General features: G+C 71.2%; 23 protein-coding genes and 1 other RNA gene. 11 read left to right on the top strand and 13 right to left on the bottom strand.

What is annotated here, in order from left to right:
* Positions 1-20 precede the first annotated feature (20 nt).
* The gene (locus IEY73_RS11390) at positions 21-674 is read right to left on the bottom strand and encodes a hypothetical protein (protein WP_189079119.1); all 654 of its coding nucleotides are present in this window, start codon (positions 672-674) and stop codon (positions 21-23) included.
* A gap of 220 nt (positions 675-894) precedes the next feature.
* Here IEY73_RS11390 and IEY73_RS11385 point away from each other — a divergent pair, with 220 nt between their 5' ends.
* A complete protein-coding gene (locus tag IEY73_RS11385; protein WP_189079118.1) occupies positions 895-2,148 on the top strand; it encodes an outer membrane protein assembly factor BamB family protein in 1,254 nt (417 codons plus the stop codon).
* A gap of 7 nt (positions 2,149-2,155) precedes the next feature.
* Here the strand turns inward: IEY73_RS11385 and IEY73_RS11380 are convergent, their stop codons facing one another.
* Positions 2,156-3,232 (bottom strand): SGNH/GDSL hydrolase family protein, encoded by a 1,077-nt coding sequence (locus IEY73_RS11380; protein ID WP_189079117.1) that lies wholly within the window; start codon positions 3,230-3,232, stop codon positions 2,156-2,158.
* Between the two features lie 137 nt (positions 3,233-3,369).
* Between IEY73_RS11380 and IEY73_RS11375 the strand changes: the two genes are divergently transcribed.
* Together IEY73_RS11375 and IEY73_RS11370 are read left to right on the top strand one after the other, a co-directional pair.
* Positions 3,370-3,648: an ArsR/SmtB family transcription factor gene (locus tag IEY73_RS11375; protein WP_229715757.1), complete on the top strand. Its 279-nt coding sequence runs from the start codon at positions 3,370-3,372 to the stop codon at positions 3,646-3,648.
* Positions 3,649-3,654: 6 nt separating this feature from the next.
* The gene (locus IEY73_RS11370) at positions 3,655-4,041 is read left to right on the top strand and encodes a VOC family protein (RefSeq protein ID WP_189079116.1); all 387 of its coding nucleotides are present in this window, start codon (positions 3,655-3,657) and stop codon (positions 4,039-4,041) included.
* A 32-nt stretch (positions 4,042-4,073) separates the two neighbouring features.
* Here IEY73_RS11370 and rnpB read toward each other — a convergent pair.
* The 4 genes from rnpB to IEY73_RS11350 form a co-directional block, all read right to left on the bottom strand.
* An RNA gene (gene rnpB, locus IEY73_RS11365) (RNase P RNA component class A) lies at positions 4,074-4,473 on the bottom strand.
* A 150-nt stretch (positions 4,474-4,623) separates the two neighbouring features.
* Complete coding sequence (locus tag IEY73_RS11360) at positions 4,624-5,388, bottom strand: sulfite exporter TauE/SafE family protein (RefSeq protein WP_189079115.1); 765 nt, start codon at positions 5,386-5,388, stop codon at positions 4,624-4,626.
* Between the two features lie 150 nt (positions 5,389-5,538).
* Positions 5,539-6,453, bottom strand: coding sequence for a serine/threonine dehydratase (locus tag IEY73_RS11355; RefSeq protein WP_189079114.1), 915 nt, complete (start codon positions 6,451-6,453; stop codon positions 5,539-5,541).
* A gap of 18 nt (positions 6,454-6,471) precedes the next feature.
* Positions 6,472-7,530, bottom strand: a complete 1,059-nt coding sequence (locus IEY73_RS11350; protein WP_189079113.1) for a type I glyceraldehyde-3-phosphate dehydrogenase — start codon at positions 7,528-7,530, stop codon at positions 6,472-6,474.
* A 461-nt stretch (positions 7,531-7,991) separates the two neighbouring features.
* Between IEY73_RS11350 and IEY73_RS11345 the strand changes: the two genes are divergently transcribed.
* Complete coding sequence (locus tag IEY73_RS11345; protein ID WP_229715756.1) at positions 7,992-8,741, top strand: M15 family metallopeptidase; 750 nt, start codon at positions 7,992-7,994, stop codon at positions 8,739-8,741.
* A gap of 33 nt (positions 8,742-8,774) precedes the next feature.
* On the opposite strand, the gene IEY73_RS11340 is transcribed toward IEY73_RS11345, so the two are convergent.
* Positions 8,775-9,575, bottom strand: coding sequence for a class I SAM-dependent methyltransferase (locus tag IEY73_RS11340; RefSeq protein WP_189079112.1), 801 nt, complete (start codon positions 9,573-9,575; stop codon positions 8,775-8,777).
* 110 nt (positions 9,576-9,685) lie between these two features.
* On the opposite strand from IEY73_RS11340, the gene IEY73_RS11335 reads away from it, so the two are divergent.
* Together IEY73_RS11335 and IEY73_RS11330 are read left to right on the top strand one after the other, a co-directional pair.
* Positions 9,686-10,711, top strand: coding sequence for an aspartate-semialdehyde dehydrogenase (locus IEY73_RS11335; protein ID WP_189079111.1), 1,026 nt, complete (start codon positions 9,686-9,688; stop codon positions 10,709-10,711).
* A 160-nt stretch (positions 10,712-10,871) separates the two neighbouring features.
* Positions 10,872-11,078, top strand: a complete 207-nt coding sequence (locus IEY73_RS11330; protein WP_189079110.1) for a hypothetical protein — start codon at positions 10,872-10,874, stop codon at positions 11,076-11,078.
* Positions 11,079-11,091: 13 nt separating this feature from the next.
* Here the strand turns inward: IEY73_RS11330 and IEY73_RS11325 are convergent, their stop codons facing one another.
* Positions 11,092-12,330, bottom strand: a complete 1,239-nt coding sequence (locus IEY73_RS11325; protein ID WP_189079109.1) for a hypothetical protein — start codon at positions 12,328-12,330, stop codon at positions 11,092-11,094.
* A gap of 102 nt (positions 12,331-12,432) precedes the next feature.
* Between IEY73_RS11325 and IEY73_RS11320 the strand changes: the two genes are divergently transcribed.
* Positions 12,433-13,842: an RNB domain-containing ribonuclease gene (locus tag IEY73_RS11320; RefSeq protein ID WP_189079108.1), complete on the top strand. Its 1,410-nt coding sequence runs from the start codon at positions 12,433-12,435 to the stop codon at positions 13,840-13,842.
* A 6-nt stretch (positions 13,843-13,848) separates the two neighbouring features.
* Here IEY73_RS11320 and IEY73_RS11315 read toward each other — a convergent pair whose 3' ends face one another.
* From IEY73_RS11315 to IEY73_RS11305, 3 genes are all read right to left on the bottom strand, one after another.
* Positions 13,849-14,283, bottom strand: a complete 435-nt coding sequence (locus IEY73_RS11315) for a VOC family protein (protein WP_189079107.1) — start codon at positions 14,281-14,283, stop codon at positions 13,849-13,851.
* A gap of 88 nt (positions 14,284-14,371) precedes the next feature.
* A complete protein-coding gene (panB, locus tag IEY73_RS11310; protein ID WP_189079106.1) occupies positions 14,372-15,205 on the bottom strand; it encodes a 3-methyl-2-oxobutanoate hydroxymethyltransferase in 834 nt (277 codons plus the stop codon).
* 98 nt (positions 15,206-15,303) lie between these two features.
* Positions 15,304-17,133: an NAD+ synthase gene (locus tag IEY73_RS11305; RefSeq protein WP_189079105.1), complete on the bottom strand. Its 1,830-nt coding sequence runs from the start codon at positions 17,131-17,133 to the stop codon at positions 15,304-15,306.
* Between the two features lie 170 nt (positions 17,134-17,303).
* Here IEY73_RS11305 and IEY73_RS11300 point away from each other — a divergent pair, with 170 nt between their 5' ends.
* Positions 17,304-18,656: a glutamine synthetase family protein gene (locus IEY73_RS11300; protein ID WP_189079104.1), complete on the top strand. Its 1,353-nt coding sequence runs from the start codon at positions 17,304-17,306 to the stop codon at positions 18,654-18,656.
* Between the two features lie 92 nt (positions 18,657-18,748).
* Positions 18,749-19,174 carry a DUF350 domain-containing protein gene (locus tag IEY73_RS11295; protein WP_189079103.1) on the top strand — a complete coding sequence of 142 codons (426 nt, stop codon included), beginning with the start codon at positions 18,749-18,751 and terminating at the stop codon, positions 19,172-19,174.
* A 43-nt stretch (positions 19,175-19,217) separates the two neighbouring features.
* Here IEY73_RS11295 and IEY73_RS11290 read toward each other — a convergent pair whose 3' ends face one another.
* Both IEY73_RS11290 and IEY73_RS11285 read right to left on the bottom strand, forming a co-directional pair.
* On the bottom strand, positions 19,218-20,261 hold the full coding sequence (locus IEY73_RS11290; protein ID WP_189079102.1) for an HNH endonuclease: 1,044 nt from the start codon (positions 20,259-20,261) through the stop codon (positions 19,218-19,220).
* 9 nt (positions 20,262-20,270) lie between these two features.
* Positions 20,271-20,630: a DUF6317 family protein gene (locus IEY73_RS11285; protein ID WP_189079101.1), complete on the bottom strand. Its 360-nt coding sequence runs from the start codon at positions 20,628-20,630 to the stop codon at positions 20,271-20,273.
* A gap of 135 nt (positions 20,631-20,765) precedes the next feature.
* On the opposite strand from IEY73_RS11285, the gene IEY73_RS11280 reads away from it, so the two are divergent.
* The gene (locus tag IEY73_RS11280) at positions 20,766-21,551 is read left to right on the top strand and encodes a type 1 glutamine amidotransferase (protein WP_189079100.1); all 786 of its coding nucleotides are present in this window, start codon (positions 20,766-20,768) and stop codon (positions 21,549-21,551) included.
* Positions 21,552-21,591: 40 nt separating this feature from the next.
* Entirely contained in the window at positions 21,592-24,648 is a 3,057-nt protein-coding gene (locus IEY73_RS11275) for a bifunctional [glutamine synthetase] adenylyltransferase/[glutamine synthetase]-adenylyl-L-tyrosine phosphorylase (RefSeq protein ID WP_189079099.1), read from the top strand.
* Positions 24,649-24,657: the final 9 nt, after the last annotated feature.

Genomic DNA, 24,657 nt, shown 5'->3' with positions numbered 1-24,657 from the left:
GCGGCGGCACGACCGTGCGGTCAGTGCCGGCGGTGCCCGTCCACCACCAGCGCGGCGATGTCGTCGGCGAGCCCGCGATTGATCCGGTAGACGTCCGTGTCGTCGGTGGTCGCGGCCAGCAGGGAGGCGCGCAACGCGGTGTCGTGGTGCAACGGCAGATACTCCGGCGGCGATTCGAAGTGGCGGCAGGGGTGGCATCCCTCCGCCGCGGTGCGCGGGCAGTCGGCGTCGAGCGGCCGGGTGCACCAGCCGCCCGGCACGGCCTGCAGGTAGGTGCGCTGATTGGTCGACTTCCGCACCGGCGTGCGCTGGCGCGGAACCATCTCGTCGGCCACCTCGACGGTGAATCTCAGCCGGCCCTCGGGCCGCAGCGTGCGGGACAGCACCTGCAGCGCGTATTCGGGTGAGGACGGCAGCACGACCACCGGCACCTCGCCCCGGTCCAGGACGTCCGTGATCACCTCCGCCCGCGGGCGGCCGAACCGGTCGGCGGCCAGCGCCACGAAATCGAACAGCGGCAGCAGCCGCTCCAGGGTGTTCAACACGAGGGCGGACATCGCCGGGTCGTGGACGGCGACAACCACCTCGTGCTCACGGAGCAGATCCACCATCTCGTCCGGTGGTGGCGAACCGTGCCCCGGCGGTACCGGAATCACCTGTATGAGGGTTGTCATGTTGCGTCTCCTAGCCGGGCCACAGGCCATCCGCGGACCAGCTTGAGGCTGCCCCGGCGCATCCCTATCGAGATGGTGTGAGGACTTCCAGCCTATTTGGCCTACTCGGTTGCATGCCTCACCCGTCCGAGTGGTGTGCGAGCTTCCGGGAACCCCGCGGCGTCCGGACGACCATCGCGGTACGGATGACAACGCGGCCACGATTGGTCATGCTCCACGCATGGTGATCGACCTCGACCGGGTGGCGCCCGCGCACGCCCCGGGCCGTCGCGGACACCGAAGTCCCCACGCGCGCGCCTACCTTGTCGCGGCGGTGCTGCTCGCGATGGCGGTCCTGGGCGGCTCGGCCTCGCCGGCACGCCCGCTGCGCGTCGCGTTCACCGATACCGGGGCGACCGCGGCGTTCGCGCTGACGTCAACCGCGTTGTTCACCGCGGACACCCAGATCGGCGTCGACGCTCGGGTGGCGCTGCGCGCGTACACGCTGGGTACCGGCGCGCAGCGGTGGGAGAGCAGGCTGCCGGACATGGTCTGGGGCATCGACCCGGTGGCCGGCACCGGCGTGCTGATGGTCACCGCCACCGGCGCGACCCGGGCGGCGTTCCTGGATGCGGACACCGGCCGCCTCCTCTGGCGCCTGGACCTGAGTCGGGCCGCCGTGCTGCGCGCCACCGCGGCGGGTGTCCTCGTGTCGAGCGGCGACCACGCCGCCACCACGTTGCGGCTTGCCGATCTGCGCAGCGGCGCCACCCGATGGAGCCGCTCGCTGGCGGCGGACAGTTGGGTCGACGCCGGTGATGCGGAGCTGCCCGCGCCCGACCGGGTCATCGCGGTGGCGCCGGACGGCCACGCCACGGTGCTGCGCCTCGCGGACGGCGCCGACCTCTCCTCCGCCGAGCTGCCCGGCGCCGCCCGGCTCACCCGGCTCGGGGACCGGCTCTACGCCGTCGAGAGCCGCCTCGACGGCAAGACCCTCACCGCGTACCGGCTGAGCGACTTGCGCCGGCTCTGGACCACCAGCGCCGTGCCGCTGGGCCGGCTTAGCTGGTGCGGACCGTACGTCTGCGACACCACCGACGCGGGCATGACGATTCTGGACGGGAACGACGGCGCGGTGCGATGGTCGGTGCGCCGCTGGCAACTCGGGTACGGCAGCACCGCGACCGCCCTTCCCGGCCCGTTGCGCCTGATCGCGATCGACTATCAGGACAGCCCCGCGCGGGCGCTGCTGGATCCCGGCTCCGGAGCGGTGGTGGCCGACCTCGGGCACACCACCGTCGTGGGGCGTGTGCTGTTGCGCACCGACACCGGGCAGCCCGCTCGCACCTGGATCCAGCGGATGGATGCGTGGGGTGGCACCCATGCCATCGCAGCGGTGACCGTGGCCGCGCCGCACCATTGCGCCGCCGCCGGTGACTACGTGGCCTGCCCGAACCCGGCCGGCCAGGTGGTCGTCTGGCGGCTGCCGCCCTGACCCGCCCTCACACCGGGGACCAGGTGTAGACCCGCCGGGTACGGGTCACCGCGCGGCCACCGGACAGCACCCGGTATTTCTTGGTGAGCAGCCGTTTGGTCTCCCACCGGTAGACCTGCTTCGGCTGGCCGTCGACCACGCGGGTCACCTTGTGCCGGAACCACCACCGGCAGTCGAAGCCGGCGTGATAACCCGGGCCCGGGTCCGCGTCCACCAGCAGGCAGCGGTACGCCGTCTGGGCCGCGTACGGGTTGGCGGTCGCCGGCCATGCCGTCCCGGTCGTGCGGTAGACGGTCTCCATGGCGCGATACCAGTTCCACGCCATTTTGCGGTAGCCGAAGTCGTTGGGGTGCAGCGCGTCGCGGATGTCGAGATTGCGCACGCTGCTCTGATCCACCACGTGCACCCGGGATGAGCCGAGGGAGGCGACAATCGCCGGGATCTGCGCGTTGAACGCCTCGGTGCGTTTCTGCTGCGCGGGATACCGCCGCGTTCCGGTGATCTGGGCGACGAACAGGTGCGCCTCGGGACGCTCGGACACGATCTGGTGCAGCAGGTGCTTCAGCCGGGCGGGCGCCCGCGCCGCGCCGGACCGGCTGCGCAGATCGTTGGTGCCGACGTGGAGCAGAATCGCGTCCGGACGGTACGTGCGGAGCCACGCGCCCACCCCGGCGGAGATCCGCGCGATCGTCCAGCCCGAGTGACCCTCGTGGTCCAGGTCGGCGGCGGCCGGATCGCCGGTACGCCGCGAACCCACGAAGTCCACCGACATGCCCGCCGTCGCCAGCCGCCTGCGCAGCTCCACCCGGTACGAGCTGGTGGTCTGCGATCCGACCCCGTACGTGATCGAGTCGCCGAGCGGCATGACCCTGAGCGTGGAGGCCGGCATCGCGGTGGCCGTCTGCGTCCCGTCGGCGCCGGTTTCGCCGGCGCTGGTCGGCCCGCCGGCGTGCTCGGCGCCCGTTCCGGCGGCCAGCTCGGCGGCGACCGCGGTGGCGGAACCCCTCTCGGTGGGCTCTGGCCGGTCCGGCACCATGACCAGCGCGGTGGTCACGAGGACGGCCGAGACGACGGCTGCCGACACGGCGTGCGTAACAACTCGGCGTGAGGTCATACCGGACGCTTCGACCGCGTCGGGTGCACCCGTGCGAGGCCCGGGGTGCCGTTCGGTTGCCCGCTGAGGAGTTGATAGGCAAGCGGATGCTTGCCTATAGTCTTCGGGTGGCGGACGTGTTCAAGGCTCTCGCCGACCCGACTCGCCGTGCCATCCTCGACGAGCTACGAGACCGCGACGATCAGACCCTGTTCGAGTTGTGCACCCGCCTCGCGATGAGGCACGGGCTGGGCTCCTCACGCCAGGCGATCTCGCAGCATCTCGACGTTCTTGAGGGGGCCGGCCTGGTCGTCACGAGGCGGGAGGGGCGATACAAGTTCCACAGCCTCGACACGTCGCCCCTGCGGGCCATCATCGAGCGATGGCCGATCAGTGACGGGAGATGAACGGCCGTGAAGATCTACATCACTCAGGTATTCGTCGACGACCAGGACAAGGCGCTCGGCTTTTACACCGAAATCCTCGGGTTCCACAAGAAGGACGAGGTGCCCCTGGGCGAGCACCGCTGGCTCACCGTGGTCTCCCCGGAGCAGCCGGAGGGACCCGAGTTGCTGCTCGAACCGGACGCTCACCCGGCGGTGCGGCCCTACAAGGAGGCGCTCGTCGCGGACGGGATCCCGGCCGCCTCCTTCGCGGTCGCCGACGTGACCGCCGAGGTCGAACGCCTGCGCGGGCTGGGTGTGAAGTTCACGCAGGAGCCGCTGCAGATGGGGCCGGTGGTGACCGCGGTGCTCGACGACACGTGCGGCAACCTGATCCAGATCGTCACCCGGCTGTGACCGGGCTCCCGGCCGGTGGGCCGTGCGGGCGGCGGACGAGCCGGCCTGTACGCCGGATCCTGTTCCTCGGCTTGCGCCTCGGTGGCGGCCATCCCTCTCGGCCTGCCGTTGCCGACAGGCTCTAGCGGCCCACCCGCAGGCTCGGGCGAGCAGCCCTCAAACGCCTGCGCCGACCGCCGGCCGCGTGGCCGGCGGTCTTGCTTGGCCTTGCTCCGGGTGGGGTTTACCGAGCCACCCCGGTCGCCCGGGATGCTGGTGAGCTCTTACCTCACCGTTTCACCCTTACCGGCACACGTGGCACCGGCGGTCTGCTTTCTGTGGCACTGTCCCGCGGGTCGCCCCGGGTTGCCGTTAGCAACCACCCTGCTCTGCGGAGTCCGGACGTTCCTCGGCGACACCCGAAGGCGCCGACGCGGCCGCCCAGCCGACTCGTCCGTCGCGCGGTCAGTCTACGGCAGGTGCATGCGTGCAGCGCGGGCGAGTGCGGTGCGGCCCGGCCGTACGGGACACCGGGCCGACGGTGCGGTAGCGGATTGCAAACTCCAAGATCGCCAGGGAGCCGGCGGTTCCGTGGCGGGGAGGCTAGGTGATGGCCCGGTAGAGCAGGACCAGCCCGATGATCGTGCCGAACGCGACGATCACGAACTTGAGCACGCGCGCGGGCATGCGGCGTGCCAGGCGTGCGCCCGCGTATCCGCCGACGACCGTCGCCGGTGCCAGCAGCAGCGCCGCTCCCCAGTGGACCGGCCCGAAGACGGCGAAGACGAACACCGTCACCAGCCCGACCGCCGCTGACAGGGCGTTCTTCAACGCGTTGATGCGATTGATCGGCTCGTCCAGCACCAGGGCGAGGGCCGCCACGTACATGACTCCCAGCGCGGCGCCGAAGTATCCGCCGTAGACGGCGCCCACGAACACCATGATCTGCAGGGTGACGGCCGCCCGGCGCGGTCGCAGCGTCCTCGGATGTCCCACCAGTCCGCGCAACCGGTCCTGGAAGGCGAGCGTCGCGCTCGCGCCCAGCACCAGGAACGGCACGATGATTTCGAATGCTTTCGCGGGCGTGAGCAGCAGCAGCGCGCAACCGGCGGCGGAGCCGACCAGGCACGCGGGCAGGATCAGGCGTATCCGCCGGCCCTGCCCGGCCAGGTCGGCACGGCTGCCCGCGACGCTGGAGGCATACCCGGGGAAGACGGCGATCGAGTTGGTGACGTTCGCGTCGACGGAGGGCAGGCCGATCGCGATCAGGCTGGGAAAGGTGATCAGTGAGCCGCCGCCGGCGATGGCGTTGACCGCGCCGGCGGCGAGCCCGGCGACGATCAGCAGCAAGACGTGGGGGAGATCCATGGCGCGTTCAATGTACGGCCTCGCGGGCCGATTGCGCCGGGTGCTTCCTCCGCCTGACGCAGGCGCGACGGCGCCGTGGCGGTACGCGGACGTCGAGCGTGCCGCACACGAGCTCGTGCAGCATCTGGACGAACCGGACGGCGTGCCGGGTCAGACGGCAATGCTGATGTTCGCTCCGCAGAGCAGCACGACCACCTGTTCGCCGTCGGTCGGGGTGTAGACGCCCGAGGTCAGCGCGGCGTATGCGGCGGCGCTGCCGGGCTCGACCACGATCCGGTAGTCCTCCCAGAGGCGGTGTCGTGCCTCGACGATGGCCTTGTCGTCGATCAGCACCGACCGGGCATGGGCGGAGGCGGCGAGTGCGTAACCGATCTCGCCGGCCCGGCGGGCCCCGAGCGAGTCGGCCGCCACGCCGGACACCGGCACGTCGACGGGCCGGCCGGCGTCCAGGGCCGCGTGCAGGGACTGGGCGCGGGTGGGCTCGACCGCGACGACCTGGGCGTGGTCGCGTACCGCGGCGATCACGCCGCCGAGCAGGCCACCGCCGCCGACCGCGACCATCACCGTGTGGAAACCGCCGGGGATCTGCTCCAGCAGCTCCAGCCCGAGCGTCCCGTTGCCGGCGACCATGTCCGGGTTGTCGTAGGCGTGGCAAAACAACGCGCCGGTCTGCTCGGCCCGGACGGTGGCTTCCGCGTACGCCTCGGCGTATTCGGAGCCGGCCTGGACGACGCGCGCGCCGAGCTGTCCGAGCTTGGCCACCTTGACCTCCGGCGCGGTGACCGGAACGTACACCTCGGCGGTGAGTCCCAGCTCGCGCGCCGCGTAAGCGGCGGCGAGTCCCGCGTTGCCGCCCGACGCGGCAACCACGCCCGCGTCGGGCACCTCGCCGCGGGACATGGCGGCCAGGATCTGGTTGAGCATGCCGCGAGCCTTGAAGGACCCGGCGTGCTGCGTGTACTCAAGCTTGAAGTACAGCGAATCAGCGGCCTGGATGACCGGCGTGCGCCGAACCCGTGATCCGATGCGTTCCGCTGCTGCTCGAACATCCTGCTGGCTGATCATCGAGCTGATCCTAGAGCCTCAGGCGAGGCTCCAGCACTCGTCCGCCGCGGAAACCGGGGCGTGTTCCCCCACGAGGCGGGCCAGGTCCAACACCCGGTGCGAGAAGCCCCATTCGTTGTCGAACCATCCGCGTACCTGAACGCCGCCGTGCCGGGTGGTCCGCGTGCCGGACGGATCGAACAGGCAGGACGCCGGATTGTTCTTCACGTCGACCGACACGGTGGGGTCCGGGTCGTACGCGAGGATGCCGCGCAGCGGTCCGGCCGCCGCTTCGGCCATCGCCCGGTTGATCTCCTCGCTGGACACCGGCCGGTCGGTGAGGCCGCTGAGTTCGGCGAGCGATCCGACCGGCGTCGGCACGCAGTAGTAGCTGTACAGGATGTCGCCGAGGGCGGGCAGTGCCACCGAGACCAGCTCGCCGGCCACATAGTTGTGCGGGATGATGCTCTGCCCGACGGACCGCCCCAGTCGAGGGTCGTCGCGCGAGGTGCCAATGAGGGTGTCGTGCACCTTCTGCCAGCCCTGCACCGCGAGCACCACGGACGTGCTGACCGAGTGCAGGCCGAACCGGTCCAGCAGCACCTTGGCCATGATGCTGAGCGCGTTCACGCCGCAGGACGCGGGGGAGATCACATCGTGACTGGCGGAGTCGTAGCGGTCGTGGTTGGCGCCGTACACCAGATAGGCGTCCGGATCGTCGGCCGAGGCGCTGATCACGACCTTGCGGGCGCCGCCGTGGGTGATGTGTGAGCGCGCCTGGCCGCCGGTGCGGAACCGGCCGGTCGCCTCGATCACCACGTCCACGTTGGCCTCGGCCCAGCGGATGCGGTCCGGCCGGGCCTGGTTGAAGACCTGGATGGGGTGGTCGTTGACGATGAGATGGTCGCCTCGGGACAGCACGGTGCCCGGGAAGACCCCGCGTAAGCTGTCGCGTTTGAGCCCGTATGCGAGCTTGTCCGCGGATGCGATGTCGTTGACCGCGGCGATGGTGATGCCGCTGTCCGGCGTGGTGCTGACGATGCGCGTGAGGCATCGGCCGATCCGGCCGAATCCATTGATGCCGATCGTGACGTTCACGCGGACTCCTCGTAGCCGACGGATCGGTGACCTTCTCGCGGCGGATCCGATGATGGCCTCGCTAGCATCAACTCGCCGTGACGGTGTCGACACTATTTGGTGTGCAAGTTGCACGTCAATCTGAGGCCATGACGGCAAGATCGCGTCGTGTCGGCCTATTTCATAGCTAAAAGTAGGGATATCCTCCCTCGTTGATTACGCTCCGCAATGATCACGGAGGTGGCGTGGCGTCGACCGGGGTCGGGCCGATCTGGACAACGAAGATCACGGTGCGTGATCGCGGGAGGGGCGAGTGTGCGCCTCCGTGCTGTCCGGTGAAATACATTGGATCTCGAATCGGCGACGTGGTGGGTGCGATTTGCCCGATCTCGCAACCCTCCCGAGTCGTCGATGGCCGGGCGCGGAGGTGGCTCGTACCGCGATCGGCTCAGCGATCCGGCGGGCGCGCCGACCGTGACGGTATGGGAATCGAGCGAGTGAGTGAGCGCATCGCCGACATCCAGGGCCGGCTGGTCGCGCTGCAGAACCAGATGTCCGCATCCCAGACGCCCACGGGCGGCGCGTCCAATGCCCTCGCGCCGACCGCATCGGGGCAGGGCGTCCTCTCACCCTCGGCGTTGCCCCCGGGAGCCACACCGGCCACGCCGTCCGCGCTCGCCGCACGGGTCGTCTCGACGCCTGGCACGCTCGCCACCGGCGGCGTCGCCGCGTCGTCCACCACCGCGACCGCCTTCGCCGAGCAGCTCAGCAAGGCGGTGCAGGCGCAGGCCGCCACCAAGCCCGAGCCGAAGAAGACCTACAAGCTCAACGGCAAGGGCATTCCCACCGATCTGGCGAAGTACGGGAACGGCAAGATCCCCTCGGCGGCGCTGGAGAGCGTCGCCGGAACCCGGCACAGACTGTGGGCGCCCGCGGCGGAGTCGCTCACCAAACTGATCGCCGCGGCCAAGAAGGACGGCGTGCGGATCGGCATCACCGACTCGTATCGCCCGTACGCCGAACAGGTCGACCTGGTGCGGCGCAAGGGGCTGTATTCCCAGGGCGGACTGGCGGCCAAGCCGGGCACCAGTGAACACGGCTGGGGCATGGCCACCGACCTGGACCTCAACGGCAAGGCGCTGTCGTGGATGCGCAAGCACGCGAAGGAGTTCGGTTTTCACGAGAACGTGCCCCGGGAAAGCTGGCACTGGGCCTACCGCCCGAACGGCTGAGCCGTCCCGAACGGCCGAGCCGTGCGCGTCCGGTCAGGCCCGGCAGATCAGTTCACCGTGCAGCACCGACAACCAGCCGTCGGGGTCCGCGGCCCACCGGCGCCAGCCGTCCGAGATGCGTCGCAGATCGTCCTGCTGCGCCACGCCGGTGGCCACCGCTCGCGCGGCGATGTCCGACCGCAGCACGCGTTCCGCCCACATGCCGCCCCACCACGCGCGGTCCGGCTCGTCGGCGAAGCACCAGGTGCTCGCGGTCGCGGTGATGTCGGTGAACCCGGCCGCCCGTGCCCACGACAGCAGGCGCCGTCCGGCGTCGGGCTCGCCGCCGTTGGCCCGCGCCACCCGCTCGTACATCGTCAGCCACTCGCTCAGCTCCGGCAGCTCGGGAAACCAGGTGAAGCCGGCATAGTCCCCGTCGCGAACGGCCACGATCCCGCCGGGACGGGCGACCCGCCGCATCTCCCGCAGCGCGGTCACCGGATCGCCGACGTGCTGCAGCACCTGGTGGGCGTGCACCACGTCGTAGGTGTCGTCCGGCGCGTCGATCGCATGCACGTCACCGACCATGAAGTCGACCGTGGCGAGCCCGCGCCGGCCGATCTCGTCGCGGGCCAGGGCGAGGGCCGGCTCGGTGACTTCCATCGCGGTGACCCGGCCCGGCGTGACGAGCGTCGCCAGGTCCGCGGTGATGGTGGCCGGCCCGCAGCCGACATCCAGCACGCGATCGCCGGACTTGAGGTGTGGCAGCAGGTAGGCGGCGGAATTCGCCGCGGTGCGCCACCGATGGGAGCGCAGAACGGACTCGTGGTGCCCATGGGTGTAGAGATTCGCCATGGCGCCGAAGCTACGCCGCTGTCCCGAATACCGGGAGAAGCATTCCGAAATGCAGGACGCCGATCCTTATCGATTTCCGCGTGCGCGCAGCCGGGACGTACTTTGTCGGCATGAGGATCGGCATCGTAGGCGCGACCGGACAGGTGGGCGGCGTGATGCGCCGCATCCTGGCCGAGCGCCGGTTCCCCGTTGACCAGCTACGCCTGTTCGCGTCCGCGCGTTCCGCCGGGCGTGCCCTGCCGTGGGGCGACGGCGAGGTGACCGTGGAGGACGCCGCGACGGCCGACTACCGCGGGCTCGACATCGTCCTGTTCTCCGCGGGCAAGGGCAGCGCCAAGCAGTTCGCCCCGCTGGTCGCCGAGGCGGGCGCGGTGGTCGTGGACAATTCGTCGGCGTTCCGGATGGATCCCGAGGTCCCCCTCGTGGTGTCCGAGGTGAACCCGGATGCGGCACGACGGCGTCCGAAGGGCATCATCGCCAACCCGAACTGCACGACGATGGCCGCGATGCCGGTGCTGCGCCCGTTGCACGACGCGGCCGGGCTGGTCGCCATGGTGGCGACCACCTACCAGGCGGTGTCCGGTGCCGGCCTGTCCGGCGTTTCCGAACTGGACGAACAGGTCAAGAAGGTCGCAGACCGGGCGACCGAACTGACCCATGACGGCGCCGCGGTGGACTTCCCGGCGCAACGCAACTTCGCCCGGCCGATCGCGTTCAACGTGCTGCCGCTGGCGGGCTCGATCGTGGAGGACGGCAGCGACGAGACCGACGAGGAGCAGAAGCTGCGCAACGAGAGTCGCAAGATTCTCGACATCCCCGAGCTCAAAGTCTCCGGCACCTGCGTGCGGGTGCCCGTCTTCACCGGCCATTCGCTCCAGGTGAACGCCCGCTTCGCGGGCCCGCTGCCGCCCGCCCGGGCGCGCGAGTTGCTGGCGTCGGCACCCGGCGTGGAGCTCGCCGACATCCCGACGCCGTTGCAAGCGGCCGGTCGTGACCCCTCCTACGTGGGCCGGATTCGTGTCGACGACACGGTGGAGAACGGCTTGGCGATGTTCATCTCCAACGACAATCTGCGCAAGGGCGCGGCGCTCAACGCGGTGCAGATCGCCGAATTGGTGGCTGCCGAGCTGGGTTGAGCCGCGTCTCCCTCCGATCTCGAAATCCGCCCGTCCCGCGACCGTGGGGCGGGCGGATTTTCGTCCGATCGGGGGTTCTTTTCCGCAATCCACTATGGAATTTCGGTGCTTTTTGCCCGAATCGGTAGCGCATGGTTGGTTTGAGGTGCACAGTGTTGTCATGCACGACAGTGGGCCTGGTGACGGTGCCTTTTTCTGGTGCCTGCGCCACAAGCGGGTCGAGACCGGGGACGATGTGTGTCCCGCTCAGTACCGGCTCGGTCCGTATGCCTCCACCGACGACGCCATGCGAGCCCTCGAAACCGTCGAGAAGCGCAACGCGGCGTGGGAGGCGGAGGACGCCCGCTGGACAGGGGAGGAAAGCTGAACCGGCGGCGGAATCACGCATCTTCGTCGGAATCTCGCGGTCTGTAGGCGGAGCACAGCCACAGTCTCATTTCGTATCCAAGGAGCATCCTCATGGCCACTAAGAAGGCCACCACGAGGCAGGTGCCTGCCACCGCGGCATCCGCCGCCACCACGATGACCACGTCCACGACCAGCACGCCGTCCGCGGCGGCACCGTCCGCCGCGCCGACCACGGCCGCTTCGGCACCGACGACGGCGACCTCGACGGGCGCTGCGGGCAAGACCACGACTACCCGGCGGGCCAAGCCGGTCGCGGCGGCGACCTCGACGACCGCCAAGCGGACGAGCACCACGGCGCGTGCCGCGGCCAAGAAGCCGGCGTCGACCCGCCCGGCCGCCGCGAAGACCGCGTCCACCCGCCCGGCGGCGAAGTCCACCACCAGCCGGTCCGCGGCGGCGAAGACGCCTGCCAAGCCCGCGGCGGCGAAGACGACTGCCAAGCCGGCAGCGAAGTCCGTGGCCGGCAAGGCCAAGCCCACAGCCACCAAGCCCACCACGGTGAAGGCCAAGCCCACGGCCACCAAGCCCACCACGGCGAAGGCCACCACCACCCGAGCCGCTGCCAAGCCGGCGACCTCGCGGAGCGCGGCGAAGGCGGTGACCGCGGCCAAGAGCGCCGCGAAGGCGGCCACCGCGGCGAGGTCGGCGACCACCAAGGCCAAGGCGACCAAGGCCACCAAGGCGACCACCAAGGCCAAGGCCACCAAGGCCACCAAGGCCACCACCAAGGCCAAGGCCACCACCGCGGCGAAGAAGCCCACCGCCGCCAAGGCCACCACGGCGAAGAAGGCCGTCACGAAGAAGCCCACGGTGGCCAAGGCCACCACCGCGAAGAAGACGGTCGCCCCGAAGAAGGCGCCTGCGGCGAAGAAGACCACCGCCAGGACCGCCGTTGCGAAGAAGACAGCGGCGAAGAAGACGGCGGCGAAGGTCACGACGGCGAGGAAGACGGCGGCGAAGAAGACCGCGGCGGGCAAGGCGACGCCGGCCAAGAACCGGGCGAGCGGTAACGCCGCACCCAGCCGTGCGAAGGCCAGCACCGCTCGCGCGAAGGCGTCCAACGCCACGAAGGGCGGCGCGACCGCGAAGACCTCGGCGACCAACGCGAACCGGGTCAGTCGGCCGTCCTCCGCTGCCGCCGCGCGCAAGGCCACCGCGGCAAGCAACGGCCGCACCCGTGGCGGCACGACGCGCAAGACGGCGGCCCGCACCGCCTGACGAATCGCACCACGAGAGGGTCACGCCGGCGCGGCGTGGCCCTTTCGGCGTACCGGGAACCGATTCTTCGTACGCCGGCCGGGTAGAAAGAGGGCGTGCCGATCAGACGGATGCGTGCGCCGCGCATCGACTTCTCCGCGCTGCGCAGCGAACTGGACCTTCCCGAGGCGTTCCCGCCACAGGCGCAGCGCGAGGCCGAGACCACCGCCGCCGACCCTCCGGACGAGGGCGCGGACCGCACCGGGCGTCCCTTTGTCACCATCGACCCGGCCGGTTCCCGCGACCTCGACCAGGCGATGTGCCTGAGCCGCCGGGACGGCGGATACCGCGTCGAATACGCGATCGCGGACGTGGCGTCGTACGTACGGCCGGGTGGCGAGTTGGAAGCCGAGACCTGGCGCCGGGGGCAGACGGTCTACCTGCCGGACGGGCGGGTGCCGCTGCATCCGGCGGTGCTGAGCGAGGACGCCGCGAGCCTGTTGCCGGACGTGGACCGCGCCGCGGTCGTGTGGACGATCGACCTGGACCGCGACGGCGGCATCACCGCGATCGAGTTGGCGCGCTCGCGGGTTCGTAGCCGGGCGCGACTGGACTACCGCACCGTGCAGGCGTCCGCGGACGCGGGCACCTTGCCGGAACCGATTGCGCTGCTGCCGGAGATAGGCACCCTGCTCGCCGCGCGGTCGTCGGACCGCGGCGCGGTGAACCTTCCCCTGCCCGAGCAGGAAGTGGAACGCGACGGGCAGGGTTGGCGCCTGGTGCTGCGGGCGCCGCGCCCGGCGGAGGAGCACAACGCCCAGATCTCCCTGCTGACCGGGATGGCCGCGGCGACGCTGATGCTGCGCGGGCGGGTCGGCCTGCTGCGGACGATGCCGCCGCCAGCCCCGGAAGCGGTGGCGAAGTTGCGGGCGGCGGCGCAGTCGCTGGGGGTGGCCTGGCCGGAGGGCGCGACGGTGGGCGCGGTCGTGGCGAACGCCGACCCGGGCACGCCCCGCGGCGCGGCCTTCCTCGACCAGGCCGCCGAACTGTTGCGCGGCGCCGGATACACCGCCTTCGACGGTTCGGCTCCGGCACAGACCGGACACGGCGGGGTCGGTGCGCCGTACGCGCATGTCACGGCCCCGCTGCGACGGCTGGCCGACCGGTATGTGACCGAGGTGTGCCTGGCGTTGCACGAGCAACGCCCGGTGCCGGAGTGGGCGCGGACGGCGTTGCCCCGGCTGCCGGAGGTGATGAGCACGACCGGCCGGGTGGCGGCCACGGCGGGCCGGGCGGCGGTCGACCTGACCGAGGCGGTGCTGTTGGAGCACCGGGTGGGCGAGAGGTTCGACGCGGGCGTGGTGGACGTCGACGACGCGTCGAAGAAGCGACCGGGCGGAACGGTGGCGATCGACGATCCGGCGGTCCGCGCCCGTTGCCACGGCGACCTGCCACTGGGCGAGCGGGTCGAGGTCACGCTCACACAGGCGGATCCGACGTCGCGTACCGTCCGGTTCGAACGTTGAGCGTGGTCACGGCAGGCGCGGCACGCCGTCGTGGTCGAGCGGAAAACCGGGGTTGTACGTGATTTCCCACAGATGCCCGTCCGGGTCGGTGAAGTAGCCCACGTATCCGCCCCAGTCGGCCTCGCCGCCCGCCTTCACCAGCGCCGCGCCCGCCTGCACCACGGCCCGTAACGACTCGTCGACCTCCGCCGGTGACGCCACGTTGATGGCCAGCATCACGCCACGAAAGTCGGTGGACCGGCGCGGGGCGATGCCCGCGTCCGTCGACACGTCGTCGGTCTTGACGAGCGAGAGCAGCCCGCCGGCGGTGTGGAAGAAGCTGACCACCGCGGGCACCGAGGCGGGGGACAGCTTCCACCCCAGCGATGCGTAGAACTCGGTCGAACGAGCCACGTCGGCGACGCCGAGCGTGGCGAGACTGATCCGGGCTGGCACGGACATGTCACACCTCCGTGGAGGAAGTGTGCCATCTGCGATCTAACCGGTTGTGATCACGGTCGGTCGACCCGGGTCTGTGCGGCCGGACGGCTCAGGAGAACGTGTGCTCGGCGGCCGGGAACTCGCCGCCACGCACCTCGTCGGCGAACCGCCGGGTGGCGTCCTCCAGCACGCCCGCCAGGTCCGCGTAGCGCTTCACGAACCGCGGCGCCGCGCCGGTGCGCAGCCCGGCCATGTCCTGCCAGACGAGCACCTGCGCGTCGGTGTCCGGCCCGGCGCCGATGCCCACGGTCGGGATGGCCAGTTCCTTGGTCACCTGCTTGGCCACCTCGCCCGGCACCATCTCCAGCACCACCGCGAAGGCGCCCGCCTCGGCCACCGCGTGCGCGTCGGCGATGATGTCCGCCCCCGCGCGTTCCCGCCCCTGCACCCGGTAACCGCCGATGGCGTGCTCGCTCTGCGGCGTGAAACCGATGTGCGCCATGACTGGGATCCCGGCGGTGGTCAGCGCCTCGATCTGCGCCGCGACGCGGCGCCCGCCCTCCAGCTTGACCGCGTGGCAGCCGCCCTCCTTCATGAACCGCACCGCGGTGCGCAGCGCCTGGGTGGGCCCCTCCTCGTACGACCCGAACGGCAGGTCGCCCACGATCAGCGCGGTGCTCGTGGCGCGGACCACGGCGCGTACCAGCGGCAGCAGATCGTCCACGGTGACCGGGACGGTGGTCTCGAAGCCGAAGACGTTGTTCGCCGCGGAGTCGCCGACCAGCAGAACCGGCACGCCGGACCGGTCAAAGATCGCCGCGGTGTACATGTCGTACGAAGTCAGCATCGGCCAGCGATCGCCGCGGCTCTTCGCGGCGAGCAGGTCGCGGGTGCGTACCCGCCGGGTAGGTGGCCCGCCGTACAGGGTGGGAACGTCGGACATCGCACTTCTCCTTCCCTCGAGGCCGCACGGTGCGGTCCCCGGGTATGCCCCGATCGTCGCACCGCGCGGCGTTCATGGTCAGGGGTCAGTGGAGGTCATCACACACCTTCGCGAAACCGGTTGGTGATCGGCAGGCGACGATCCCGGCCGAACGCCTTGACCGAGATCTTGGTGCCGGGGGCCGACTGCCGACGCTTGTATTCGGCGATGTCGACCATGCGCAGCACCCGGTCCACCACGGCGGCGTCGTGCCCGGCCGTGATCAGGTCGGCGCGGCCCTGGTCATAGTCGATGTAGCCGTTGAGAACCGCGTCGAGCACCTCGTAGTCGGGTAGCGAGTCGGTGTCGAGCTGACCGGGCCGCAGTTCGGCGGACGGTGGTTTGGCGATGGAGTTCTCCGGGATCGGTGGCTCGCCCCCACGCCGGCCGGCGTCGGCGTTGCGCCAGCGGGCCAGTTTCCAGACCATCGTCTTGGGCACGTCCTTGAGCGGGTTGAAGCCGCCGACCGAGTCGCCGTAAAGGGTGGAGTAGCCGACCGCGAGCTCGCTCTTGTTGCCCGTGGTGAGGACGAGGTGGCCCTCCTGGTTCGACAGCGCCATCAGGATCACCCCGCGCACGCGGGCCTGCAGGTTCTCCACGGCCAGGCCGGACAGGGCGATGTTGGCCAGGAACGCATCGACCATCGGCTGGATCGGTTCCACGCGGTAGTCCAGCCCGGTGCGCTTGGCCAGGTCGGCGGCGTCGTCGCGGGAATGCTGCGAGGAGTGCCCGCTGGGCATGGAGACGCCGACCACCCGGTCCGGCCCGATCGCGTCGACCGCGATCGCGGCGACCACCGCCGAGTCGATGCCGCCGGAGACGGCCACCACGACCGACGAGAAGCCGTTCTTGTTCACGTAGTCGCGCAACCCCAGGGTCAGCGCGGACCAGATCTCGGCCTCGTCGGTGATGCGCTCGGCGATCCCGCCGACCGCCGGGCCGTCGCGCAACGGCCGCGGCGCCGAGCCGATCTCGACACGCTCCACGGCCATGTCGTCCGAGCCCCGATCCTCACCCCGGATCGCCTCGCCCCGGACCGGCCCGCTGGACCGCGGCGCGGCCTGCGTGGTGCCGCCCGGCGCGTTCGGCGTCGCGTCGCCAGCCGAGGGCAGCTCGACGTCGTGCAACAGGAGCTCCTCGGTGAACTGCCCGGCCCGAGCGAGCAGCTCGCCGTCCGCGGTCACGATCATCGAGTCGCCGTCGAAGACCAGTTCGTCCTGGCCGCCGACCAGGTTCACGTACGCCACGGTGGCGCCGGCCTCGGCCGCGCGCCGCCGCACCAGCGACAGGCGTACGTCGTCCTTGTTCAGCTCGTACGGCGACGCGTTGATGTTGAGCACCATGCCGACGCCGGCGCGCCGCGCGGCGGCGAACGGGCCGCCTGACTGCCACAGGTCCTCACAGACCGTGAGCGCGACATCGGTGCCGCCGAACCGTACGACGGTCAACGTGTCGCCCGGCTCGAAATAGCGGTCCTCGTCGAAGACGCCGTAGTTGGGCAGGTGGTGCTTGAAATACGTGGCGGCCACCCGGCCACCGGTCAGCAACGCCGAGGCGTCCCGCCGGCCGCGGCCCGGGGTGGCCTCGGCGCTGGTCGGCGGCGGTCCGTCGGCGTCCACATAACCGACCACGACGGCCATGTCGCCGAGGCCGTCGGCGGCCAGGTCGGCGGCGAGGGTGTCGAGGGCGTGCCGGGAGGCGGTGACGAACGAGTCCCGGAACACCAGATCCTCGATCGGATAGCCGGTCAACATCATCTCCGGGAACGCGACAAGCTGGCAGCCGGCGTCCGCCGCGCGGCGTGACCAGCGGCGCACCGCGGCGGCGTTGCCGGCGATGTCACCGACGGTCGAGTTGACCTGGGCGAGGGCGAGGCGCATCGTGGGCATTCTCTTATTGTTCCGCAAGCGTTGCCGTGCCTCGCCGGGGCGCGCTGTCGTAGGGTCTGAGGGCGATGTCGGGCCTTACCCGCGACATCTCGCCGGGCTTGCGGAGCGTAATCTCGGCGTAATGGGGCCGGGGAAGACTGACTCGCCGGAGGCTGATCAGAGGGGTGGACGTGGACCGACAGCAGGAGTTCGTGCTTCGTACGCTCGAGGAGCGCGACATCCGTTTCGTGCGTCTCTGGTTCACCGATGTGCTCGGCACCCTCAAGAGCGTGTCCGTCGCCCCCGCCGAGCTTGAGTCCGCCTTCGAGGAGGGCATGGGCATCGACGGCTCGGCGATCGAGGGCTTCGCCCGCGTCTCGGAGTCGGACATGATCGCCATGCCCGACCCGACCACGTTCCAGGTCTTCCCGTTCGAGGGCGGGGTCAGCGGCGAGAGCGCCCGGATGTTCTGCGACATCCTGCTGCCCGACCGCACCCCGGCCTGGGCCGACCCGCGGCACGTGCTGCGCCGCATGCTGGCCAAGGCGGCGGAGAAGGGCTTCACCTTCTACACCCACCCCGAGGTGGAGTTCTTCCTGATCCGGGACACCCCGCTGGACGGCGCGGTGCCGGTGCCGGTGGACAACGGCGGTTACTTCGACCACACCACACACGCGGTGGCCCGCGACTTCCGGCGGCAGGCCGTGCTCGCCCTGGAGCGGATCGGCATCTCGGTGGAGTTCAGCCACCACGAGGTCGCCCCCGGCCAGCAGGAGATCGACCTGCGGTACGCGGACGCGTTGACCACCGCGGACAACGTGATGACGTTCCGGCATGTGGTCAAGGAGGTGGCGCTGTCACAGGGCGTGCGCGCCACGTTCATGCCGAAGCCGTACACCGACCAGCCGGGCAGCGGCATGCACACACACCTGTCGCTGTTCGAGGGGGAGCGCAACGCCTTCTTCGACGGCGACGACCCGCTGAAGCTGTCCAAGACGGCCCGCGCGTTCATCGCTGGCCTGCTGGTGCACGCCCGGGAATACACCGCGGTCACCAATCAGTGGGTGAACTCGTACAAGCGGCTCTTCCCGCTGCAACTGACCGACCGGATCACCGAGTCGCCGGCCTTCGTGAGCTGGGGACACCTCAACCGGTCCGCGCTGGTGCGGGTGCCCGCGTTCGGCAAGCCCAACTCGGCGCGGGTCGAGGTGCGCTCGATCGACTCGGCCACCAATCCGTACCTCGCCTTCGCGGTGATGCTCGGCGCCGGCCTCAAGGGCATCGAGGAGGGGTACGAGCTGCCCCCCGGCGCCGAGGACGACGTCTGGTCGCTGACCGCTGCCGAGCGCCGTGCGATGGGGTACGACGCGCTGCCGGAGAACCTGTCCGAGGCGATCGACGTGATGGCCAAGTCGGAACTGGTCCCCGAGGTGCTCGGCGAGCACGTCTTCGACTTCTTCCTGCGCAACAAGCGGGCCGAGTGGGAGCAGTACCGGCGCGAGGTCACGCCGTACGAGCGGCAGCGCTACCTGGGCGTGCTTTAGGAGTTCCGCCGGAGTTTCGGCGGACCGGTCGATCCACGGCGAGCGCCGGTCGGCTACCGTGCCCCTGGTCAGATCGCGACGAGGGAGTGGATGTGCTGGAAGACCTGCTGTCCGGCGCCGGGCGCAGCATCGTGTTCGGACTGATCGGCATCGGCTTGATGGCCGCCGGCTATGTGCTGGTCGACGTGCTCACACCGGGCAAGCTGCGAGACCTCATCTGGCGTGACCGGAACCCGAACGCGGCCCTGCTGCTCGCGGCGAACCAACTCGGCATCGCGGTCATCGTGTTCACCGCGATCTGGACCAGCTATGACTCGTTCGGCAAGGGACTGGCCTCCACGGTAATCTTCGGCCTGCTCGGTATCGTCATCATGGGGGTCGGGTTCCTGGTCCTCGACTGGATGACGCCGGGCAAGCTGGGCGAGGTCATCTGCACACCGGAGCGCCACCCGGGTGCGACGGTGAGCGCCGCCGCCCACTTCGGCGCCGCGCTGATCGTCACCGCCTGCATCGCCTAGCCCGCCGTGTGGTGAGGAGCGTGCCGGCCGGGGGCCGGCGGTGTCATTTCAGGTCGCTGGCGCCGCCGTCGTGCGGCAGGCCGCGGTGCACCCGGCCGGGCACCAACTGCATCTCGCTTGTCGAGTAGTGGTGCCACACGTAGTTGTTCTCCTTGCGCCAGGCGGCGACCCGTTCCGGTGTCCAGCCCATCCGGTCGGCCAGCGTGTGGTCGGCGATGTCGTAGTCGTTGCGATACTTGCCGTTCAGGCCGCGCAGGTCGGTGAGCCAGGCGTCGTCGCCGTCCGGCATGCGGTGCACCGGGACGCTGTGCTCCCGCAGGTCGGGGACGCCCTCGCGCCAGGTGATGGTGTCCTTGGGCCACTGCAGCCCGTAGTCCTCCGGCCGGTGCGGCCGCCACACCCCGTCACCGCGCTCGCCGCTGATCCAGTCGCCCTTGTTCCTGCCGGGCACCCGGACGGTGCCCTCGTAGAGGCGTTCCTGGGTGGTCTGGCGGCTGCGCTCGGACGGGGGGCGCTTGCGTTTGACGGCGTTGAGCTTGCCGCTGGTCCGGCCACTGCGCTGGAGCACTTCGTTGATCTCGTTCGCGGACTGCTCCAGGTGGTCCATGCGCGCGTTGAACTCCTGGTTCGCGTCACGGACCTGCTGCCGGGCCTGCTCGGCCAGGTACACGCTCGCGTTGACGCCTCGCTGCGCCGCCATGACCAGCGCCTGGACACCCGGCCGGGTCGTGTCTCGGGGCACCACCACCAGGTCGGCGCGCACCGCCAGGCCGTTGTCGTCGGCGAACTTGCGGGTGTTCTCCAGTGCCTGCCGGGCCTTGGCCATGGTCACCGCGGCCTGGTCGATGCGCTGCAGCCAGACGCCGTACGCGCCGCTTGAATACCGGGACAGCCAGCTCATGTTGCGGTTCCAGAAGCGGGCGAGCGCGTTCGCGGTGTCACCGCCCCAGTAGTCCGGGACGGTGGCGGTCACGTCCCGGTTGACCGTCTCGGTCAGCTCGTCCAGCGTGGTGATCGCGTCCTGCCCGGCGGCGGGCACGGCGGCGATGCTCTGCGGATCTCCGAATCCCGGAGGTGCCTGCGCCATCGTCGTCTCCTATCCGACCGGGACGTTGTCGCGGACCGGCGGTGGTCCGCTCGGCGTCGTGGCCGTGTCGTCGGACATCAACTCCCGGAAGGCCGCCGCGACCGCCTCGTCCGCGTCGCGGTAGTCCGCGACGGCGTCGCTCACGTTCGCGGACAGCGTGGCGAACACCTGCGCCATCAGGCGATAGAGGCCGTCGACACGCCGGGCCACCGCCGCCGTTTCGGCGTCCAGTCCGGCATCCCCGGTGCGGATCGCCTCGCACGCCCCGCGCAGCGGCGCGGCCAGGCGCAGCAGCGGATCCTGCGCCCGCGCGAAGGTGTCCGCCAGTGCGGTCCCGCGGCTCACCGCCACGTGGTAATCGTCGCCCATGATCCCTCCCGGCTTCCGGTTCGTCTCGATGCCCGACGTCTTCTCGGTGCCCCGACGCTACGAGCAGGGCCGGGGCCGGCGGCACGGCACAACTACCCACCACGGGTGTGCCGGGAGAACGGATAGCCTCGGGGGGTGGGAACCGCGCTAGTCATCGAGAACGACCCGTCCGACGACCTCGCCCGGCTGGGGGAGTGGTTCGCCGAAGCCGAGCTGCCGCTGACCGTGCTGCGGCCGCACGCCGGCGACGAGCTGCCCGGCGACCTGGACGACCACCTCGCGCTGGTGGTTCTCGGGGGTGATCAGAGCGCCTATCCGGACGCGAACGGTGTGCCCGGCGCGCCGTGGTTCCCGGCGTTGGAAGGGCTGCTGCGCAAGGCTGTCCGGCACCGCGTGCCCACCCTGGGGGTCTGCCTGGGCGCGCACCTGCTTGCCGCGGCACACGGCGGGCTGGTGGAGCGCAGCACCGCCGGGCCGGAGATCGGGCCGGCGCTGGTCGGCAAGCGGGACGCCGCCGACACCGACCCGCTGTTCCGGTACGTCCCACTGATGCCCGACGTGCTGCAGTGGCACCGCGACGAGATCACCGAGTTGCCGCTGAACGCCGTCCTGCTGGCCGCCTCCGGCAGCTACCCGCACCAGGCGTTCCGGATCGGCGACCGGGCCTGGGGCGTGCAGTTCCACATCGAGTGCGACGCCGCGATGATCGAGCGGTGGGTGCGTTCGGACGCGGCGACGCTGGACGAGCTGGGTTACCACGCGGATGCGGTGCTCGCCGCGACCGAGCAGGCGCTCGCCGATGTGGAGGAGGTGTGGCAGCCGTTCGCCGCCCGGTTCGCGTCGCTGGCGCTGGGCACGCTGCCGAACGCCGACATTCCCAACCCCGGCACCGCCCGCACGCTGCCGTTGCTGGGCCAGTGACGGGCGCCCCGCGGCACCGGCCGGAGTGCGGTGACGTGCGATGACCAGGCCCAGCCGGCTCGCCCGCTACGGATTCGCCGCCAACGGGGCCAGCGCGGCCGACCTGCTCGGCCCGTCCGGCCTGCGGCTGTGGGACGACGAGGCCCAGGAACCGGTGGACACCCCGTCGGCCGAGCTGATCCACGCCCTGTCCCGTGCCGCGGACCCCAACCTGGCGCTGCGGCAACTGCATCGCGTCGCGGAGGCGGTGGCCCGCACGGCTGCGCGTCCGGTGGACGCCGATCCGGCTGCGCGTCCGGTGGACGCCGATCCGGCTGCGCGTCCGGTGGACGCCGACGACCCGGGGCGGGTCGCCGCCGGCACGATGCTCGCCGAGCTCTGCCGCGACGTGGGGCTGCGACGTCGCCTGGTCGCGGTGCTCGGCGCCTCGTCGGCGCTCGGCGACCACCTGGTGGCCAATCCGGACGAGTGGCGGATGCTGGCCACCGGCAAGAGCGGTCTGCCGCCCAGCGCCGAGGGGCACCTGGAACTGCCGGACTCGATGGGCGACGGCCCGCCGACCGTGCCGGACCTGCGCCGGGCATACCGGATAGCGCTGCTGCGCATCGTGGCGGCCGACCTCACCGGCGGTCGCGGCCTGGAACCCACCATGGCGGCACTGTCCCGGCTCGCCGACGAAACCCTGGCCGCCGCGTACGCGATCGCGGTGGCCGGGCTGCCCGCCACCGCCGCCGAGCCGCGGCTGGCGGTGGTGGCGATGGGCAAGTGTGGTGGCAACGAGCTCAACTATGTGTCCGATGTGGACGTCATCTTCGTGGCGGGCGGGGACGAGGACTTGGCCGCCGGAACCACGGTGGCCGCGCGCATCATCGAGATCTGCGGGCAGGTCGCGTGGCAGGTGGACGCGGCGCTGCGCCCGGAGGGCAGTCGGGGGCCGCTGGTCCGCACCCTGGCCAGCCATCAGGCGTACTACCGGCGCTGGGCGCGCACCTGGGAGTTCCAGGCGCTGCTCAAGGCCCGCCCGGCGGCCGGTGACCTGACGCTGGCGTTGGAGTGGTTGGACGATCTAGCCCCGCTGGTCTGGAACGCCGCGGAACGGCCGGAAGCGGTGGCCGACGTCCGCGACATGCGCCGCAAGATCATCGACAACGTGCCGCCGGACCGGGTCGACCGCGAGATCAAACGCGGCCCGGGTGGTCTGCGGGACATCGAGTTCGCGGTGCAGTTGCTGCAACTCGTGCACGGCCGGATCGACGAGACGCTGCGGGATGCGGGCACCCTTCCGGCGCTGCGGGCGCTGGTCAACGGCGGCTATGTGGGACGACAGGACGGCGAGACGCTGCTGCGCGGCTACCGCTTCCTGCGCAGCGTCGAACACCGCCTGCAACTGCAGAACCTGCGCCGTACGCACATCGTGCCGGCGGATCCGCAGGCGTTGCGGTGGCTCGTCGCCGCACTGGGCTACACCGCCATGCCCGGCCGTGACGCCGTCGAGGCGTTCCGCTCGGACTGGGTCTCGCACGCCGCGCAGGTCCGGCGCCTGCACGTGAAACTGCTCTACCGGCCGCTGCTGGAAGCGGTGGCGCGGGTGCCGGTGGAGGTGCTGCGCATGACCCCGGAGTCGGCCGGCCGTCGGCTGGAGATCCTCGGCTTCGCGGACACCGCCGCCGCGCTGCGTCACCTGCAGGCGCTCACCGGAGGGGTGACCCGGACCGCGGCGATCCAACGAACCCTGCTGCCCATGCTGCTGCAGGAGTTCGCCGACGCGCCCGAACCGGACCGTGGCCTGCTCAATTACCGGCACGTCTCGGACAAGCTCGGCAGCACCCCGTGGTACCTGCGCCTGCTGCGCGACGGCGGTCCGGTGGCGCAACGACTGGCCCGCGTGCTGAGCCTCAGCAAGTACGCGGCCGACCTGCTCACCCGCGACCCGGAGGCGTTGCGGCTGCTGGCCGAGGACACCGAGCTGCAACCCCGCTCGCGGTCCACCCTGATCGAGGGGTTCGCCGCCGCGGCGGCCCGCCACCCCGCCGACCCGGTCAAGGCGATCACCGCGGTCCGGGCGCTGCGCCGCCGGGAACTGTTCCGGCTCGCCTGCGCGGACATCCTGAGCCGGGCGGACAGCCTGGCCCCGGCGCAGCCGGTGGACGTGGAGGCGATAGGCATCGCCCTGTCGGACGTCACCGACGCCACCCTCGCCGCCGCCCTGCAGATCGCCCGCGCCGTGCACCCCGGACCGGACGGGCTGCAGTTCGCCGTCATCGGCATGGGGCGGCTCGGCGGGTACGAGATGAGCTACCCGTCCGACGCCGACGTGCTGTTCGTGTTCGCCGCCCCGCCGGGCGTGGCGGACAGCGCCGCCAGCGCCGCCGCACACGCCATCGCGGAGGAGATGCGCCGGCTGCTCGGCGCGCCCGCGCACGACCCGCCGCTGGGCGTGGACGCGGACCTGCGGCCCGAGGGCCGGCAGGGGCCGTTGGTGCGCAGCCTCAACGCGTACCAGCAGTACTACGCCCGATGGTCGCGGGTCTGGGAGGCGCAGGCGATGCTGCGCGCCCGGTACGTCTGCGGCGACCCCGACCTGGGCCGGCGCTTCGAGGAACTGGCCGACGGCGTGCGCTACCCCGGTGGCGGGCTGAGCCGGGAGCAGATCGTCGAGATCCGCCGGATCAAGGCACGGGTGGAACGCGAACGGCTGCCGCGCGGCGCCGATCCGCACACGCACACCAAGCTGGGGCGTGGCGGGCTGACCGACGTGGAGTGGGCGGTGCAGGTGCTGCAACTGCGGCACGCATACGCCCTGCCGGGGCTGCGGCTGACCCAGACGCTGGAGGCGTTGACCGCCGAGCGCGAGGCCGGCCTGGTGGACCGGGTGGACGCGGCGGCGATGGCGGCCGGATGGCTGCTGGCGGCCCGGGTGCGCAACGCCCTGACCCTGGTCCGCGGGCGGCCGACCGACCAGCTACCGGCGCACGGCCCGGAGCTGGCCGGTGCGGTGCAACTGCTGGACGGCGGTGACCCGGGCGCGTTCGTGGACCGCTACCTGCGGGTCACCCGCCGGTCGCGGGCGGCGATGGAACGCGTCCTGGAATCGTGAGCGTCGTCG

This window comes from Mangrovihabitans endophyticus, assembly GCF_014646155.1.
In the GTDB taxonomy this organism is placed as follows: Bacteria; Actinomycetota; Actinomycetes; order Mycobacteriales; family Micromonosporaceae; genus Actinoplanes; species Actinoplanes endophyticus.
This window is presented reverse-complemented; position numbering and strand designations above follow the sequence as displayed.

Coding starts and splice junctions, on each gene's coding strand:
- IEY73_RS11330 (WP_189079110.1), top strand. CDS start 10,872: ATGCACGACAGTGGGCCTGGTGACGGTGCCTTTTTCTGGTGCCTGCGC.
- IEY73_RS11275 (WP_189079099.1), top strand. CDS start 21,592: ATGACCAGGCCCAGCCGGCTCGCCCGCTACGGATTCGCCGCCAACGGG.
- IEY73_RS11305 (WP_189079105.1), bottom strand. CDS start 17,133: ATGCCCACGATGCGCCTCGCCCTCGCCCAGGTCAACTCGACCGTCGGT.
- IEY73_RS11355 (WP_189079114.1), bottom strand. CDS start 6,453: ATGATCAGCCAGCAGGATGTTCGAGCAGCAGCGGAACGCATCGGATCA.
- IEY73_RS11390 (WP_189079119.1), bottom strand. CDS start 674: ATGACAACCCTCATACAGGTGATTCCGGTACCGCCGGGGCACGGTTCG.
- IEY73_RS11360 (WP_189079115.1), bottom strand. CDS start 5,388: ATGGATCTCCCCCACGTCTTGCTGCTGATCGTCGCCGGGCTCGCCGCC.
- IEY73_RS11385 (WP_189079118.1), top strand. CDS start 895: ATGGTGATCGACCTCGACCGGGTGGCGCCCGCGCACGCCCCGGGCCGT.
- IEY73_RS11335 (WP_189079111.1), top strand. CDS start 9,686: ATGAGGATCGGCATCGTAGGCGCGACCGGACAGGTGGGCGGCGTGATG.
- IEY73_RS11285 (WP_189079101.1), bottom strand. CDS start 20,630: ATGGGCGACGATTACCACGTGGCGGTGAGCCGCGGGACCGCACTGGCG.
- IEY73_RS11345 (WP_229715756.1), top strand. CDS start 7,992: ATGGGAATCGAGCGAGTGAGTGAGCGCATCGCCGACATCCAGGGCCGG.
- IEY73_RS11340 (WP_189079112.1), bottom strand. CDS start 9,575: ATGGCGAATCTCTACACCCATGGGCACCACGAGTCCGTTCTGCGCTCC.
- IEY73_RS11315 (WP_189079107.1), bottom strand. CDS start 14,283: ATGTCCGTGCCAGCCCGGATCAGTCTCGCCACGCTCGGCGTCGCCGAC.
- panB (WP_189079106.1), bottom strand. CDS start 15,205: ATGTCCGACGTTCCCACCCTGTACGGCGGGCCACCTACCCGGCGGGTA.
- IEY73_RS11290 (WP_189079102.1), bottom strand. CDS start 20,261: ATGGCGCAGGCACCTCCGGGATTCGGAGATCCGCAGAGCATCGCCGCC.